General features: G+C 64.7%; 13 protein-coding genes. 8 read left to right on the top strand and 5 right to left on the bottom strand.

What is annotated here, in order from left to right; all coding sequences use genetic code 11:
- Positions 1-141: 141 nt before the first annotated feature.
- The 3 genes from LJE61_RS06015 (at position 142) to speE (ending at position 2,335) form a co-directional block, all read left to right on the top strand.
- Positions 142-1,032, top strand: a complete 891-nt coding sequence (locus tag LJE61_RS06015) for a response regulator (RefSeq protein ID WP_296915230.1) — start codon at positions 142-144, stop codon at positions 1,030-1,032.
- A gap of 32 nt (positions 1,033-1,064) precedes the next feature.
- Entirely contained in the window at positions 1,065-1,403 is a 339-nt protein-coding gene (locus LJE61_RS06010) for an ArsR/SmtB family transcription factor (RefSeq protein WP_519972676.1), read from the top strand.
- A gap of 68 nt (positions 1,404-1,471) precedes the next feature.
- Positions 1,472-2,335, top strand: a complete 864-nt coding sequence (gene speE, locus LJE61_RS06005) for a polyamine aminopropyltransferase (RefSeq protein WP_296915232.1) — start codon at positions 1,472-1,474, stop codon at positions 2,333-2,335.
- Positions 2,336-2,579: 244 nt separating this feature from the next.
- On the opposite strand, the gene amtB is transcribed toward speE, so the two are convergent.
- From amtB to LJE61_RS05985, 4 genes are all read right to left on the bottom strand, one after another.
- Positions 2,580-3,842 (bottom strand): ammonium transporter AmtB, encoded by a 1,263-nt coding sequence (gene amtB / locus LJE61_RS06000; RefSeq protein ID WP_296915233.1) that lies wholly within the window; start codon positions 3,840-3,842, stop codon positions 2,580-2,582.
- Positions 3,843-4,046: 204 nt separating this feature from the next.
- Entirely contained in the window at positions 4,047-5,363 is a 1,317-nt protein-coding gene (locus LJE61_RS05995) for an ammonium transporter (RefSeq protein ID WP_296915252.1), read from the bottom strand.
- A 23-nt stretch (positions 5,364-5,386) separates the two neighbouring features.
- Positions 5,387-5,725: a P-II family nitrogen regulator gene (locus tag LJE61_RS05990; RefSeq protein WP_296915234.1), complete on the bottom strand. Its 339-nt coding sequence runs from the start codon at positions 5,723-5,725 to the stop codon at positions 5,387-5,389.
- Between the two features lie 79 nt (positions 5,726-5,804).
- Complete coding sequence (locus LJE61_RS05985) at positions 5,805-6,572, bottom strand: TorF family putative porin (protein WP_296915236.1); 768 nt, start codon at positions 6,570-6,572, stop codon at positions 5,805-5,807.
- A gap of 374 nt (positions 6,573-6,946) precedes the next feature.
- On the opposite strand from LJE61_RS05985, the gene ubiK reads away from it, so the two are divergent.
- From ubiK to LJE61_RS05960, 5 genes are all read left to right on the top strand, one after another.
- Positions 6,947-7,213 carry a ubiquinone biosynthesis accessory factor UbiK gene (ubiK, locus tag LJE61_RS05980; protein WP_296915238.1) on the top strand — a complete coding sequence of 89 codons (267 nt, stop codon included), beginning with the start codon at positions 6,947-6,949 and terminating at the stop codon, positions 7,211-7,213.
- Positions 7,214-7,235: 22 nt separating this feature from the next.
- Positions 7,236-8,756, top strand: coding sequence for a YifB family Mg chelatase-like AAA ATPase (locus tag LJE61_RS05975; RefSeq protein WP_296915241.1), 1,521 nt, complete (start codon positions 7,236-7,238; stop codon positions 8,754-8,756).
- Positions 8,757-8,801: 45 nt separating this feature from the next.
- Positions 8,802-10,721 (top strand): ATP-binding cassette domain-containing protein, encoded by a 1,920-nt coding sequence (locus LJE61_RS05970; protein WP_296917748.1) that lies wholly within the window; start codon positions 8,802-8,804, stop codon positions 10,719-10,721.
- A 103-nt stretch (positions 10,722-10,824) separates the two neighbouring features.
- Complete coding sequence (locus LJE61_RS05965) at positions 10,825-11,274, top strand: DUF2939 domain-containing protein (RefSeq protein ID WP_296917747.1); 450 nt, start codon at positions 10,825-10,827, stop codon at positions 11,272-11,274.
- A 253-nt stretch (positions 11,275-11,527) separates the two neighbouring features.
- Complete coding sequence (locus LJE61_RS05960; RefSeq protein ID WP_296912413.1) at positions 11,528-14,041, top strand: glycogen/starch/alpha-glucan phosphorylase; 2,514 nt, start codon at positions 11,528-11,530, stop codon at positions 14,039-14,041.
- Positions 14,042-14,222: 181 nt separating this feature from the next.
- Here LJE61_RS05960 and LJE61_RS05955 read toward each other — a convergent pair whose 3' ends face one another.
- On the bottom strand, positions 14,223-15,677 hold the full coding sequence (locus tag LJE61_RS05955) for a glycosyltransferase (RefSeq protein WP_367114910.1): 1,455 nt from the start codon (positions 15,675-15,677) through the stop codon (positions 14,223-14,225).
- Positions 15,678-16,175: the final 498 nt, after the last annotated feature.

The raw sequence follows: 16,175 nt of genomic DNA, 5'->3' as shown, positions 1-16,175 counted from the left end.
CCAGACGCCATCAGCGCCTGAACAGGAAGCGAGGCGGAGACCCCGTCTTCACTTGCATGATGATGAATTGCCAGGGCCGGCAATGGGTCGGCCTCTCCGTAAGCAGCCCGAGGCCGTTGAGGGCGCAACAGGGCAGATGACATGACCCGCTACGCCGGATTCAAGCTGCTGATCGTGGACGACCACGCGCATAATCTGTTCACGCTTCGCACACTGATTGAAAGTCAGATGGACGCCACGGTCCTCGAGGCGACCTCCGGTCAGGACGCCATCGATCTGACACACCAGCATCCCGACATCGACCTGATCATCCTGGATGTGCAGATGCCAGAGATGGACGGCTTCGAGACGGCCTCAATGCTGAAACTGCGCAAGCGCACACGCGACATCCCCATCATCTTCCTAACCGCGGCATTCAAGTCGGAGGAATTCCAGCAGCGCGGATTCGCAGTCGGCGCCGTGGATTATCTTCTCAAGCCGATCGACGACAACCTCCTGATCAACAAGATCAGCACCTACTTTCGATTGATTGAAAAGGAACGCGAGCTCAATCGCAACTTGGAGCAGATTGTGGCGGCGCGCACGGCGGAGCTCGCGGAAGCACGGCAGTACTTGGAAAATATCATCAACAATATGGGCGAGGCCCTCTTGGTGCTTGATCCGCGCGGCACCATTCAGCTGGCTAACCCGGCAGCGCGGCGCATGCTCGGCTACGGAAACGACGACCTGCTGGGCATGTCCATCGGTGACGTGTTCGAAGAAGAAGGCGACGCCGAAGCCGGTGCCTTCATGGGAACCTGGCTGGAGGCGCTGATCCGAACCGGTGCTTTGAGTCGGATCGAGGCCCGTTTTATCGCGCGTGACGGGCGACGCGTCCCGATCTTGTTTGCACGGACCGCGGTCAAGGATACCGACGGAGACATCAGCGATATCATCTGCATCGCCAAGGACATGACCGGCTATGTGCGGGTTGACCGGGACGCGGGCTCGGCGGCTGGGTTTGGCCGGGCAAAGCAGCTCCGGTCCGGATGACGTCCATGCGATGGGAGTCCGATGGAGGATCGATGATGAGCGAGCCGATTCTCTCGGGGGAACCCGAGGATGAGAATACGACCCTGACCGCTAACGCATTGAAGGCAATGGCGCACCCGTTACGTTGGAAGATCCTGTGCTCGCTCGGGGACAAGGAGCTCTCCGTCGGCGAGATCGTCGATCGAACCGGGACTTCGCAGAGCAACATCTCCCAGCACCTCGAGCAATTGCGCAACAAGAACATCGTCGTCGCGCGAAAGGAGGCCAACCGGATCTATTACCGGATCCGCAATGACCAGCTGCTGGAGCTGATCGGCATCATGCGCGACGTCCTCTGCCCTGCGAATCTCGACGACCGTTTCCCCAAGTAGCCTAAGGCTCGGGAACACCGGTGGCGACTGTCCAGCCCCGCAACCCGTTGCTTACATCAGGAGCGCCCATGCTGGATCCCGATGCCTGGTTCTCGGAGATCGCCGATCAGGACGGCGCCGCCTTCTCTCTAAAGATCAGGGAACGGCTCCACCAGGAGCAGACCCCTTATCAGCTGATCGAGATCTATGCGACGAAGGGGTTCGGCAACCTCATGGTCATCGATGGCTGCACCATGCTCTCCAGTCGGGACAATTTTCTCTATCACGAAATGATGGCGCATCCGGCGCTCTTCACCCATCCCGATCCCAAACGGGTCTGCATCATCGGCGGAGGGGACTGCGGTACCCTGCGCGAGGTCTTGAAGCACCCTGGCGTGGAGCGGGCCGTCCAGATCGACATCGACGAACGGGTGACCCGCCTGGCCGAGGTCTACTTCCCTGAGCTGACGGCGTCCAACGGTGACCCCCGCGCGCACTTGCTGTTCCAGGACGGGGTCCGCTGGATTCAGCAAGCCGCAACCGACAGCCTCGACCTCATCATCGTCGACAGCACTGACCCCATCGGACCAGCGGTCGGCCTCTTCACCAGCGATTTCTACGCCGCGTGCCGCCGTGCGCTGGGGCCAACGGGCATCCTGGTCCAACAGAGCGAATCCCCCCTCTACCACATCCGGGTCCTGCAAGACATGCACGCAGCGATGCACTCGGCGGGCTTCACCGAGACCCGCACGCTGTTCTTCCCCCAGCCGATCTATCCATCGGGCTGGTGGAGTGCGACCCTGGCGGGCAGCGACGGACCGCTCGCGCATTTCCGTATCGAGGATGCGCGCCGAAAAGGCTTCGATACCCGTTATTACAACGCCGAGGTCCACAGCGCTGCCTTGGCCGAGCCGGAGTTCTTCCGACACGCATTGGCTGGATTCAAGCGATAGAGGGCAGTGGCTCGCGGAGCCCCTTGCGACCGTCCGAGGTCAGTCGGGCTGCCCGGAATCAAGGCGCACAGACCGTCATCGGGGTCTGGCCAAGACACCTTCGGAGCAGTCGGCGGGAACCGCTGCTGCGGCTCACAGGCGGACGGGAAGGCCGGTTTCCCGGGCTCACGCCTCAACGAAAAACGCGCGGGGTAATGGGGGCCCAAGGGGCCCCGGTTCAATTCACCACAGCGACAGGCGGCAATCAGGCTCCGCCCCGGGCGCCCACGAACTCGGGATAGGCCTCCAGCCCGCACTCCCCGATATCGACTCCCTCGTACTCCTCTTCCTCGCTGACCCGAATGCCGATGATCAGCCTGATGATCAGCCAAACGACGAAGGAGGTCACGAAGACCCAGCCAAGGATGGTCCCGAGCCCGATCGCCTGAGCCGCGAAGGTCGCATCGTCGTTCGTGATGGGAACGGCCATGAGGCCCCACATCCCAACGACGCCGTGCACCGAGATCGCACCGACCGGGTCATCGATCCGGAGCTTGTCCATGGTGACGATCGCGAAGACGACGATCACCCCGCCGATCGCACCGATCATTGCGGCCAGCAAGGGCGACGGCGTAAGCGGCTCGGCCGTGATCGCGACCAGACCCGCGAGTGCGCCATTGAGGGCCATGGTAAGATCGGCCTTCCCGAACAGCAGCCGCGCCGTGATGAGCCCGAAGGTCGTGCCGGCTGCAGCCGCCATATTGGTGTTCACGAAAACCGCCGCCACCGCATTCGCATTCTCGACAGTCGAGACCACCAGCTGAGAGCCGCCGTTGAACCCGAACCAGCCGAGCCACAGGATGAAGGTGCCGAGTGTCGCGATCGGCATGTTTGCGCCGGGGATGGCGTTGATGGAGCCGTCCCGACCGTACTTGCCCTTGCGCGCACCCAGCAGCAGCACGCCGGCGAGGGCCGCGGACGCGCCAGCCAGATGAACGATCCCCGACCCGGCGAAGTCGAGAAAACCGAGCTCGTCGAGGAAACCGCCGCCCCACTTCCAGTATCCCTGAATCGGATAGATGAAGCCGGTCATGACGACGGCGAACAGCAGGAAGGCCCACAGCTTCATCCGCTCGGCCACGGCGCCGGAGACGATCGACATCGCCGTTGCAACGAAGACCACCTGGAAGAAGAAATCCGCCATGCCCGAGTAGTAGGTCTCGCCGTTGCTGGCCAGCACCTCGTCGAGGCTGTGATCCCCCCCGAACATGAAGCCCCAGTCGATGGTGGGTATGAAGCCGTTTCCACCGGACGGATACATGATGCCGTAACCAACGAGCATGTACATGATTGAGGCGATGGCAAAGAGGGCGATGTTCTTGGTGAGGATCTCGGCGGTGTTCTTGGCGCGCACCAGCCCGGCCTCGAGCATCGCGAAACCGGCGGCCATCCACATGACCAAGGCGCCGGAGACCAGGAAGTAAAAGGTGTCCAGCGCGTAGCTGAGCTGGGTGATCGATTGTTCCACGGGTTCGTTACCTCCGAATCGGGTGAGCGCCCGCGTCCCGCTGCCCGGGCAGCCGGCGGCCGTTCGATTGCAGTTGTGTCGGGTGATGGCGGTGCGCGCCGGAATAACGCCAATGGCACGAAAAGGCAGGCGCGAGACCGGCGCCGGATGGGCCGAGGGGCGATCCGACCGGGGTGCATCCGGTCGGATCGATGCGGTGCGAGGTCAGATGATGTAGCCGCGCTCGTCATGCAGCGCGAGATCCAGACCCTCCGTCTCCTGCTCCTCGGTGACCCGCAGCCCAATGGTGACCTTGATCAGGAACAGCAGCGCCAGGCTGACCAGGCCTCCATACACCAGCGTGGCAGCCACCGAGACAAGCTGGATCCAGACCTGGCCGCCGATCCCGTCCACGCCATCGGCCAGGCCGGCCCCGCCAAGCACCGGGGCGGCGAAGACGCCGGTCAGGATGGCACCGACGATCCCGGCCACGCCGTGCACGCCCCAGACATCCAGCGAATCGTCATAGCCGAGCCACTTCTTGACCTTGGTGGAGGCAAAGTAGGCGAGCAGTGATCCGGCGAAGCCGATGGCGATGGCGCCCATGGGCCCGGCCGTGCCGGAGGCCGGCGTGATCGCCACCAGCCCCGCCACCGCGCCGGTGGCGATGCCGAGCACCGACGGCTTGCCGTGCTCGATCCACTCCGCGAACATCCAGGTCAGGGCCGCGGCGGCAGTCGAGAGCTGGGTCACCGTCATGGCCATCGCGGCGGTACCGTCCGCGGCCAGCTCGGAGCCGGCGTTGAAGCCGAACCACCCGACCCACAGCATGGAGGCGCCGATGACGGTGAAACTCAGGTTGTGGGGCGGCATGGCCGTGGTCGGGTAGCCCTTGCGCCGGCCGAGCATCAGGGCCGCCATCAGCGCCGCGACACCGGCATTGATGTGCACGACCGTCCCCCCGGCGAAATCCAAGGCGCCCATGGCCCCGACCCAGCCACCACCCCAGACCCAGTGGGCAATCGGGATGTAGACCAACGTGACCCACAGGGCCATGAAGATCAGCATGGCCGAGAACTTCATGCGCTCGGCGAAGGCACCGACGATGAGGGCCGGGGTGATGATCGCGAAGGTCATCTGGAAGGTCATGAACAGGCTGTCGGGGATGGTTCCGGACAGGGCATCAACGGTGACGCCGGATAGGAAGGCCTTGTCCAGGCTGCCGATGTAGTCATTCATGGCGCCGCCATCGGTAAAGGCCAGGCTGTAGCCGTAGACGGCCCAGATCAGGGTGATCAGTCCGGTGATCGCAAAGCACTGCATCAACACCGAAAGCACGTTCTTGGAGCGAACCAGTCCGGCGTAGAACAGCGCCAGCCCGGGGATCGTCATGAACAGCACCAGTGCGGTCGCCGTCAGCATCCAAGCCGTGTCGCCGCTGCTCAGGGTGGGGGGCTCGTCGGCAAGCGCCAGCGCCGGTAAGAGCAGCGAGAGCACGGCCAGAGCATGGGTCGCTAATCGTCGCGGTTGCAGACTGTACATCGTTGACATCACCTCCACGCCGGTTAGAGTGCGTCCGAGCCGGTCTCGCCGGTTCGAATGCGGATCACTTGGTTCAGGTCGAAGACGAAAATCTTGCCGTCGCCGATTTTGCCCGTGCGGGCCGCACCGCTGATCGCCTCGATCACCTTATCGACCATGGCATCGTCGACGGCGATCTCGACCTTGATCTTCGGGAGGAAATCCACGACATACTCCGCGCCGCGATAGAGCTCGGTGTGACCTTTCTGACGACCGAACCCTTTCACCTCGATCACGGTGATGCCGGACACGCCGATGTCGCCCAGCGCCTCACGCACGTCGTCCAGCTTGAAGGGCTTGATGATGGCTGCAACCAATTTCATTGCGAATGAGCTCCTGTGAAGGCCAAGGCTTGAGCCTGGGCCGGATGTTTGGAATCCGCGCGAGCGGGATGGTGCGGCTCTAGAATTCCTTCAGCCAGCCGACCCAGATCTTGGGGTCGTCGTCGTAGGTGTCGCGCCCGACCTGATCGTAGTTGAGACTAAAGGTGCCGAAATCGCCGGCCTCGCGACTGATCGACAGGCCCCAGTGGCCATAGTCGTTTCCGCCGTCGTTATAATCGAAATCGTAGTAGCCGCCGTGGACGTCCAGACCGAAGTCCATCGGCAGGTCGATGGCGAAGCTGCCGTAGTAGTACCAGTCGCCTTCTTTGAAAAGCGCCTCGCCGTTTTCTACGCCGGGGGCATCCTCGGCCTGGCCCCACGCGGTGTAGGCAAGACCAAGCGTGACCCATTTCCAGGTTGCGCTGCCGCCGATCTCCGCGAAGTCCAGGTCATCCCCATCCGGATAGGCGTAATAGATGGCATTCAGGTCGAAGCTGAGATCGTCGTTGATGGACTGACTGAATCCGAGATAGACGTCAGCTTCATATCCCGGCGACTTGATCACATCGATGACATTTCCGGACTCGTCCTCCACGTCAACGTCACCGAAGTCGACGTTCGAGACCCAGGTCCCGGCGTAGAAGCCGCTGATGTGCGCGTAATCCACCCCGCCCTGGATCGCCGCCTTGTCGTCGGTCTGCGTCACGCCACGGAAGATGTAGTTGCTGACGGCGCCGATATTGGCGCTGAACGAGTGAACGTCGTCGGCAGAGGCAGGTTGAGACGCCCCCACTCCAATGCTCAAAGCCCCAAGCGTCAGTGCTGTCCCAATGCGTGTTGTCGTCATTGCTGTGTACCTCTCAATAGTCCATGCTTGTCTAGCGCGTCTTCGAAAAATCCGGCTCGCGACTGAAGCGCCGGAATGGCTGCCGTGTTGTGTGGAATAGCGAATGCATTTCATGTGCCAGAACCTGGCGACACGGCCATCTGGAGACATTTCGGCATCATGTGCGAAAGGCACAACAAGGAAGCGCACCAGCGCGGCGCGCGAGCCCCGGCATCAAGGGACAAGCGCACCATCTTGGGTCATTGTCGGGGCCGGATATCCAGGGCCGCTCGCGGCAGAGCCCCGGCTCGAGGACGCGCGGGCGCGGACCCCTGGGTGGCGGCGCCGACATCAGAGCGACGGTTCAGCACCGACCCCATCGCAGAGGAGCCCTCATGTTGGATCCCAAACAGCTCGACGATCTCGTGCAACGCCTCGCATCGGCCATGCCCAAGGGCATCCAGGTGTTGCAGGAAGACATCAATCGCAGCCTTCGCGCGTCGCTCGAGTCGGCCCTGGCGAGGCTCGATCTGGTGACCCGCGAGGAGTTCGACGTCCAGTCTGCCGTCTTGGCGCGGACCAGGGCGAAACTGGCTGTCCTGGAGACCCGGGTTGCTGAGATGGAACGGGGGCTTGCAGGGCAACGAGCGCACACGGACTGAAGTCGCGAGCGCGAGAGAGGGCGTGGCGCTCTGTATCCTGCACAGCCGTGCGCGGGTCGGCATGCATGCCCCGGCGGTCACGGTCGAGGTCCATCTCTCCGGGGGGCTTCCCTCCCTCTCGATGGTCGGGCTGCCGGAGATGGCGGTCAAAGAGAGCAAGGATCGGGTCCGCGGGGCACTCCTGAACGGTCGATTTCAGTTTCCGCTCGGCCGGGTGACCATCAACCTCGCCCCGGCTGATCTCCCCAAAGAGGGGGGACGCTTCGACCTGCCCATCGCACTGGGTATCCTTGGCGCCTCCGGGCAGGTCGCCACCGACCGGCTGGACAGCTACGAGTGGATCGGCGAGCTGGCGCTGTCGGGCGGGCTGCGGCCCGTTAACGGCGTCCTGCCGGTCGCAGTGGCGGCCCGGAAGGCAGGACGTGAGTTGATCTTGCCCATGGAGAACGCCGCGGAGGCATCGCTCGTCAGTGGACTCGAGGTCCGGCCGGCCCGCCACCTGATGGAGGTCTGCGAGCATCTCAACGGGATCCGTCCGTTGCCAACCGTTGCGTCGGGCGCGCTACCGGCCAGCGCGCCCGACTACCCGGATCTGGCGGAGGTCAAGGGACAGGAGCATGCCAAACGGGCGTTGGAGATCGCGGCTGCGGGCGGACACAGCCTCCTGCTCATCGGCCCGCCCGGGACGGGAAAATCCATGTTGGCAAACCGGCTGCCCGGCCTGTTACCGCCGCTGAGCGAGGCCGAGGCGCTCGAGGCTGCGGCGATCCGCTCGGTCAGCGATCGCAACCTGTTCGACCCAGCGCGCTGGCGGGAGCGTCCGTTCCGCGCCCCGCATCATACGGCCTCCGCGGTCGCGTTGGTCGGCGGCGGTAGCAACCCCCGGCCCGGCGAGATCTCGCTCGCACACCAAGGGGTGTTGTTTCTCGACGAGCTGCCCGAATTCGATCGCAAGGTGCTCGAGGTCCTTCGCGAGCCCCTGGAATCCGGCTTCATCCATATCTCTCGCGCGGCACGTCAGGCGCGCTTTCCGGCACGCTTCCAGCTGGTCGCGGCAATGAACCCCTGTCCGTGCGGCTATCTTGGCGATCGGAGCGGACGCTGCCGCTGCACCGCGGATCAGGTCGCCCGCTATCGCGGGCGCATCTCTGGTCCCCTGCTCGACCGCGTCGACATGCATGTTGAGGTCCCACGGGTCGACCTGGCGCGGCTCGCGGCCTCAGTGCGCCCTGACCGGGAGACCACGTCGGTGGTTCGCCGCCGGGTCGACGCGGCGCGCGCCCGTCAGGAAGCGCGCCGCGGCAAGCCGAACCACGCCCTCACGCCTGCCGAGATCGACCGCCACTGCGCGCTCAGCCCCCTTGGCCAGCGGATGATCGAGCGGGCAATCGATCGGCTCGGCTTGTCCGCGCGAGCCTATCACCGGATCCTCAAGGTGGCCCGAACCATTGCGGATCTGGACGGCGACAGGCAGATCGAGCAGGCGCACCTGGGCGAGGCGATCGGTTACCGTCGGCTGGATCGCGGCACGCCGGCACCCTGATCCTCGAGACGGCCGCAGACCCAGCAGCGGATCCAGAGTCCGACCATGTTGCAACTCCAAGCCCTCAGCCTGCGCCGTGGTCCGCACCTCTTGTTGGAGGGGGCCAATCTCACCGTCTACCCGGGGCAGAAGGTGGGTCTGGTCGGCCCCAACGGCTGTGGCAAGTCGAGCCTGTTCGCCCTGCTGCTGGGGGAGCTCCACGCCGACGCCGGTGAAGTCATCATCCCGCCGGCGTGGGAGATCGCCCATGTCGCTCAGCACACGCCGCGGACCGACCGCCCCGCGATCGAGTTTGTGCTGGACGGTGACGTCGAGCTGCGCCGCATCCAGCTTGCTCTCGCGCGGGCAGAGGCCAGGGGTGACGGTGTCCATCAGGGCGAGCTCCTGGGCCGGCTCGAGGCGATCGGGGGCTACGAGGCCCAGAGTCGGGCCAGCCGCCTGCTGCATGGTCTGGGCTTCGCGCCGCGCGATGAGCAGCGGCCGGTCAACAGCTATTCCGGCGGCTGGCGCATGCGTCTGGCCCTGGCGCGCACCTTGATGGGCCGCTCGGACCTGCTGTTGCTCGACGAGCCGACCAACCACCTGGACCTGGATGCGGTGATCTGGCTCGAGGGCTGGCTGAAGGCCTACAGGGGAACCCTGCTGCTGATCTCTCACGATCGCGACTTCCTGGACGCCGTGACCGGCCAGGTCCTACACGTCGAGGGTCGGCGCCTGAACCTCTATCCGGGGAACTACTCGGCCTTCGAGCGCCAACGCGCCGAACGGCTCGCACAGCAGCAGGCCGCCCATGAGCGCCAGCAGCGCGAGATCGCCCATGTCCGCAGCTTTGTCGAGCGGTTTCGGGCAAAGGCCACCAAGGCCCGCCAAGCACAGAGCCGGCTCAAGGCGCTCGAACGGATGGAGCTGATCGCACCGGCTCACGTGGATTCGCCGTTTCAGTTCGAGCTCGGGGCGGCGGAAAGCCTGCCCCGGCCGCTGCTCAGGTTGCATGGTGTCGCCGCCGGCTACGACGAACGGCCGGTCATTGAAGGGGTCACCATCAGTCTCAGCCCGGGGGATCGCATCGGGCTGCTCGGACGCAACGGCGCGGGGAAATCGACCTTTATCAAGATCCTGGCGGGCGAGCTGGCGCCGCTGTCCGGCGATCTGGAGCCTGCGCAGACCCTGAGAGTCGGCTATTTCGCTCAGCACCAGATCGACCAGTTGCACCCGACCGACAGCCCGCTTGGCCACCTGCGCCGCCAGGATCCCGCGGCGACGGAGCAGACCCTGCGTGATTATCTCGGGGGTTTCGGCTTCGACGGCGATCGCGCACTGGGCGCGGTGGCAGCACTCTCGGGCGGGGAGAAGGCGCGGCTGGTCCTCGCTCTGCTCATCCGGCAGCGTCCCAACCTACTGTTGCTCGACGAGCCCACAAACCATCTGGATCTTGAGATGCGCCTCGCCTTGAGCGAGGCGCTCCAGGATTTCGACGGGGCACTGGTCCTGGTTTCGCATGACCGCCACCTTCTCCGGCTGACCAGCGATACACTGTTGCTGGTCGACCGAGGCGCGGTCAGCCCGTTCGACGGTGACCTGGACGACTACCCCGCCTGGCTCGCCGGGAGGCAGGCGAGTCGCGACCCAGAAACCACGCGCAACATGCAGCGTCCGACGTCCTGCGAGCCCGGATCCAACGACCGCCGGCAACTGCGCCGTCAGGCAGCGCAGGCACGCCAAATGCTGCAGCCGTTGCGCCAGCAGGAGAAGGCGCTTGAGCGGCGACTCGAGGCGCTGGCTGCCCGGCGCGCCGCCATCGAGCAGGCGCTCAACGACCCGGGTCTCTACGGGACCGATGCGAAGGCCCGGCTGTTCGCGCTCCTCGAGGAGCAACGGGAGGTCAGCGCCGAGCTGGAAGCGACCGAGGGCACCTGGCTGCAGGTCAACGAGGCCATCGAGCAGGCACAATCGGGCACATCATGAGTACACCGGCCGGATGAGCTTGGCCTCGCGACTCCCGCTTCCGCCCGGCCCGGGCCAACTGCTCGCAGGCCGCTGGCCGCGGCGGCTACCCGGCAGGTCGCTAGTGGTGCTGCTCATCGTGACGGTGGTCTATGGTCTGTGGCCTTATGTCACGCTCTGGTGCCTCAACCAAGCGGTCATCGAGAATGACCAAGCGGCGATCGTGGCGCTGGTCGATGTCGATGCCATTCGCACCGAGATCGCGCGCGCATTGAACAAAGAGCAATCCAGCGCAATCGACGATCTCTCCGACCCCTTCATTACATGGTTGGAACGTGGTCTGCGGCGCCACGGGACGACAATGCTGGATGAGCTGGTCACCCTGGACTGGGTCAGGGAACGACTGCTGGTGCAAGCGGTTCCGGGGCAGGGGTTCGTCCCGGCGGTCTCATACGCGTTCTTTAGGGGGCCGTGGGACTTCCGGGTGCGGATCGGAGAGGAGGATACACAGCCGGTCGCGCTCAGACTCACCTATGTCGGCTTCGGCTGGCGCGTGACCATGCTGTCGCCCTAGGAGCCTGTTGACAATCACCGTTCGCGGTCTGGCGACTGGGCTGATTCAAGCTGACTCAGTCCGCCCTCCCGGCCGGGCCGACGGGGTCCCGATCGGTTGGCCGAAGAGTTGCTAACATATTCAAAGGGCCCCCGAGGAGGCCTCGCCCGATCACCCGATTCCTCTCAACCAAGCTGCCGTTGGTCGTCGCCCATTGCGCGACCACGCCCGACACCCACGTGCAACCTCCATCGATCAAGGACCAAACGGAGCCATGTCACCCTTCAACAACCTCATCCGCAACCGCCCGAACGAGCAATGCTTCGACCTTCCGCCGCTGCCGATGACCGCGGAGGGTCTGGCGCGAGATTTCAAGCACTATTACGCCTTTACGCTGGGCCGGGATCGCGACTGCAAGTCCGCCTACTATCCCTACAAGGCCCTCGCGATCGCGCTGCGCGATCGCCTCATGGAGCGCTGGAAACGCACCCGCTACGCCTATGACGAGGCCCACTGCAAGCGCACCTATTACCTGTCACTGGAGTTCCTGATGGGGCGCACACTCTCCAACGCGATGCTCAATCTCGGGGTCAGGGACGCCGCCACGCAGGGGCTCTACGATCTGGGCGTCGCACTGGAGGAAATCGCCGGGAACGAGCCCGACGCGGGACTGGGCAATGGCGGCCTGGGCCGACTGGCGGCCTGTTTTCTGGACTCCTGCGCAACACTTCAACTCCCGGTCCGGGGTTACGGACTGCACTACGAGTACGGCATGTTCCGTCAGGTGATCGAGAATGGTGAGCAGATCGAGGAGCCGGACCACTGGCTGCGCGACGGCAACCCGTGGGAGCTGGAGCGACCCGAGTTCACGCAACGGATCCCCTTCGGCGGTCGTACCGAGACCCACAAGAGCCAGGACGGGCGCGAGGTCGTGCGCTGGGTCGACACCCATGACGTGCTCGCGGTGCCCTACGACATCCCCATTCCCGGCTATCGCAACGATACCGTCAATACGCTGCGGCTCTGGAAGGCCGCCGCGACCGACGAGTTCGACCTCGGCGAGTTCAACGCCGGGAGCTACCCTGAATCGGTCGAGCAGAAAAACGCGGCAGAGCACATCACAATGGTGCTCTATCCAAACGATGCGAGCGAAAACGGCAAAGAGCTGCGGCTGCGGCAGCAGTTCTTTCTCGCCAGCGCCAGCATCAAAGACGTGCTCCGGGATTGGATCCGCCTGCACGGCCGCGACTTCACCACCTTCGCCGAGCGGAACTGCTTCCAGCTCAACGACACCCACCCCGCCGTCTCCGTCGCCGAGTTGATGCGACAGTTGGTCGACGATCACCACCTGGAGTGGAATGATGCCTGGGCCATCACCTCCAAGACCATGGCCTACACCAACCATACTTTGCTACCCGAGGCACTCGAGCGCTGGCCCGTGCGGCTTTTCCAGCAGCTGCTGCCCAGGGTCCTTCAGGTCATCTACGAGATCAATGCCCGTTTTCTCGCTCAGGTCGCGACCCGCTGGCCCGGCGACAACGACCGGCAACGGCGCATGTCGCTGATCGAGGAAGGCCACGAGCCCCAGGTGAGGATGGCCTATCTGGCGATCGTCGGCAGCTTTTCGGTCAACGGGGTCGCGGGCCTGCACTCCCAGCTCCTGGTCGAGGGCCTGTTCCGCGATTTCTACGAGCTCTGGCCACAAAAGTTCAACAATAAGACCAACGGCGTCACCCCCCGTCGGTGGTTGGCCATGTGCAACCCCGGTCTGCGCGAGCTGCTCGACGAGACCATCGGCACGGAATGGGTGCGTGAGCTCAGCCAGCTCGAGCGTCTCGCGTCCTTTGCCGAGGATGCCGATTTCCGGGAACGCTGGCATGAGATCAAACAGCAGAACAAACGGTGTCTGGCGGAGACGGTCGCGCAGGTCTGTCGGGTCGATTTCCCCATCGATGCGCTCTTCGACGTCCAGGTCAAACGCATCCACGAATACAAGCGCCAGCTGCTCAACGTCCTGCACATCATCCATCTCTACAACCGGATCAAACGGGGCGACACTCAGGAGTGGACACCACGCTGCGTGCTGATCGGCGGCAAGGCCGCCCCCGGATATCTGATGGCCAAGCAGATCGTCAAGCTGGTCAACAACGTCGCGCGGGTGGTCAACGGCGATCCCGAGACGGAAGGCCTCCTTCGGGTTGCCTTCATACCTGACTATCGCGTTTCACTGATGGAGGTGATCGCCCCGGGGACGGACCTCTCCGAGCAGATCTCAACCGCCGGCAAGGAGGCCTCGGGCACCGGCAACATGAAGTTCATGATGAACGGTGCAATCACCATCGGAACCCTGGACGGCGCGAACATCGAGATCCGCGAGCAGGTGGGCGACGACAACTTCTTCCTCTTCGGCTTGACCGCCGCCGGGGTCGAGGCCCGCCGCACCCACTATGACCCCAACGGCATCATTGCCGGCGACTCGGCGCTTCTCGAGGTGATGAGCTTGCTTGAATCCGGCCACTTCAATCAGTTCGAGCCAGGCATCTTCGACCAGATCATCCTCTCCATCCGCAACGCCCACGACCCTTGGATGACCGCAGCAGATTTTCGCAGCTACATGGAGGCACAAGAGCGGGCCGCGGCGGCCTATCGGGACCGCGACCGCTGGTTACGCATGAGCATCCTCAACAGCGCTCATAGCGGCCATTTTTCATCGGACCGCACCATCACCGAGTACAACAGGGACATCTGGCACCTGGAGTCGCTCCCGCCGCAGGCGCTTGCCGGTTGACGAGCACGGGTCGGGAGGCTTCACCAGGGGCTTCCCGACTCGGAGCCCGGCGGTCGGTCCCTCCTTCGATGATGGGCCGGCCCAGACAGGGGTCCGGCCCATCCCAGTCAAGACTCACCGTTGCAGCTTGGGTCGATACTGGCCTCCCGCGAGACCCGATGCTCGCGTCCACGCCAGCCTCCTAGGGCCCCGCGCCCGTTTGCTTCGACAGAACGCGCCCATCCAGGAACTGCAGGGTCCCCACGCCCAGCAGGCCGCCGATGACCATGACCAGGTAGAAGACGGAGAAGGGCTGCTCGAGCAGCGCGAAGCCCAGAAGCCCCGAGCCCGCGCTCAGCTCCAAGAGCCCGTTCGGCCAGCGGAACGCCCGCGGGGTGACGGCCACCGAGGCCTTCGGTGTACGCACGAACTCACTCCGGTGTCCAACAAGGGCCTCCAATCCGGCCCGCGCATTGGAGAGCAGGAGCCCAGTGGTGAGAAAGAGGGCCCCGAGGACCTCCTTGGCCGTCACCCGGAACCCGGAACCGGCGCCCGCCAGGGTCAGAAAGCTGATCGGTGCGGCGAAACCGAGCATGGATGTCATCATGGCGGCCCGGCCCATCGTCTCACCGGCGACCGCGGCACCCGCGATGAATGGCAGTCCCAGGACCAGGCAGCTCGCACCGACGAGGAATGCGAGGGGCTGGGCGATCTGGAGGCTGATCATCACCTTCTGCCAGCGCGGGAGTGCGGTGCTCGCCCAGATCGCCGGCGTCAGCTTGACGAAGCATTGGACGAATCCTTTGGTCCAACGGAACTGTTGCGTGCGCCAGGCCCGCGTGGAGACGGGCAGCACGCCGGGGACCGGGAGGTCGTTGAGGTAGGCCGAGCGCCAACCGCGCAGCCGGGCACGCAGGCTCAGGTCGAGGTCCTCCGTGAGCGTGTCGCCCTGCCACCCGCCGGCATCCTCGATCGCGGCGCGCCGCCAGACTCCGCAGGTGCCGTTGAACGGAACCGGCAGACCCAGGCGCCAGCGCGCCTCCTGCTCGACGCGGAAGTGGGAGTCGAGCAACCGGGCCTGGGCGCGTGTAAGCAGACTGTCGTCGCGATTGATGTGCGCCCAGCGCGCCTGGACATAGGCCAGCTCAGGCTGCACGATCAAGGCGCCCACGGTCCTCTTCAGGAACTCGGGCGGGGGCATGAAGTCTGCATCGAAGACGGCCACGAAGGCGGCATCCGAACGCTCGAGCCCCGCCGCCAGCGCGCCGGCCTTGAAGGCGGTGCGCTTGATGCGATGCAGGAGCTCGATCTGGACCCCTTCTTGGCGCCGCCCGGCAACGGCGCGCTGACTCAGGCTGCGCGAAAACCCGTCGTTGCTGTCGTCGAGCACCTGGATCTGCAGCCGGTCCTTCGGCCAATCCAGCGCCATGACGGCATCGAGGACACGCTCCACGAGCTCACCCTCGTTGAACAGCGGAAGCTGAACCAACACGGTCGGCAGGGGGGCGTCCTCGGGTGGCATCGTGATCAGGCGCCGGGACGGCATCAGGATGCGCCCAAGCGTCAACCCGACAAGATTGAGCGAAGAGATCGCCAAGAGGACGAGGCCGAGCGTCAGGAGCAGCTCGACAAGGGGTTCCGCCGCGAGCATGGGCATGTGTCCGTTAAGGTCCAAAGCAGTTTAAAGACAGGGTTCGCAGCCCGGGGCCGGGCGTGCGGAGCCGGGGATGGGTTAACGTATCCTGGTTGACATCCCTGACGAAGACCCTCGTCCAGACAAGGGGTCGGTCCCGGCCTTGGACCGGCATTCATACCCGTCACCGAAGCATGTTCCGACGCGACGCACGTCTGTCGGGCACCACAAGCGTCCCTCGCGAACCGCAAAATCCACATGAACGGGTGTAAACAAATCGCGCCGCGCGCGCGACAGGATAGAACCCCCCTCGAGTCACGGCAAGGCCCAAGAGGATCGTTTAGCCAGCCGCGCGTGAGTCAGTGCGGCGGATTCTGTACACAGCAGTGGGGCCGTTCGGTGTCGATCGACCTGGCGGTGACCGCGGCCGGCCGGCCCCGCCGGCATCGCGGTTGCGGTCTTCAGCGACACGGAGGGCAACCTCCAGGCCCTGCTGCTGCGTTCTGTGGTCGGTCGGCGCAA

Origin of the sequence: Thiocapsa sp. (assembly GCF_022340925.1) — a bacterium.
In the GTDB taxonomy this organism is placed as follows: Bacteria; Pseudomonadota; Gammaproteobacteria; order Chromatiales; family Chromatiaceae; genus Thiocapsa.
The sequence above is the reverse complement of the archived record's forward strand: the minus strand, read 5'-3'. Positions and strand labels throughout refer to the sequence as shown.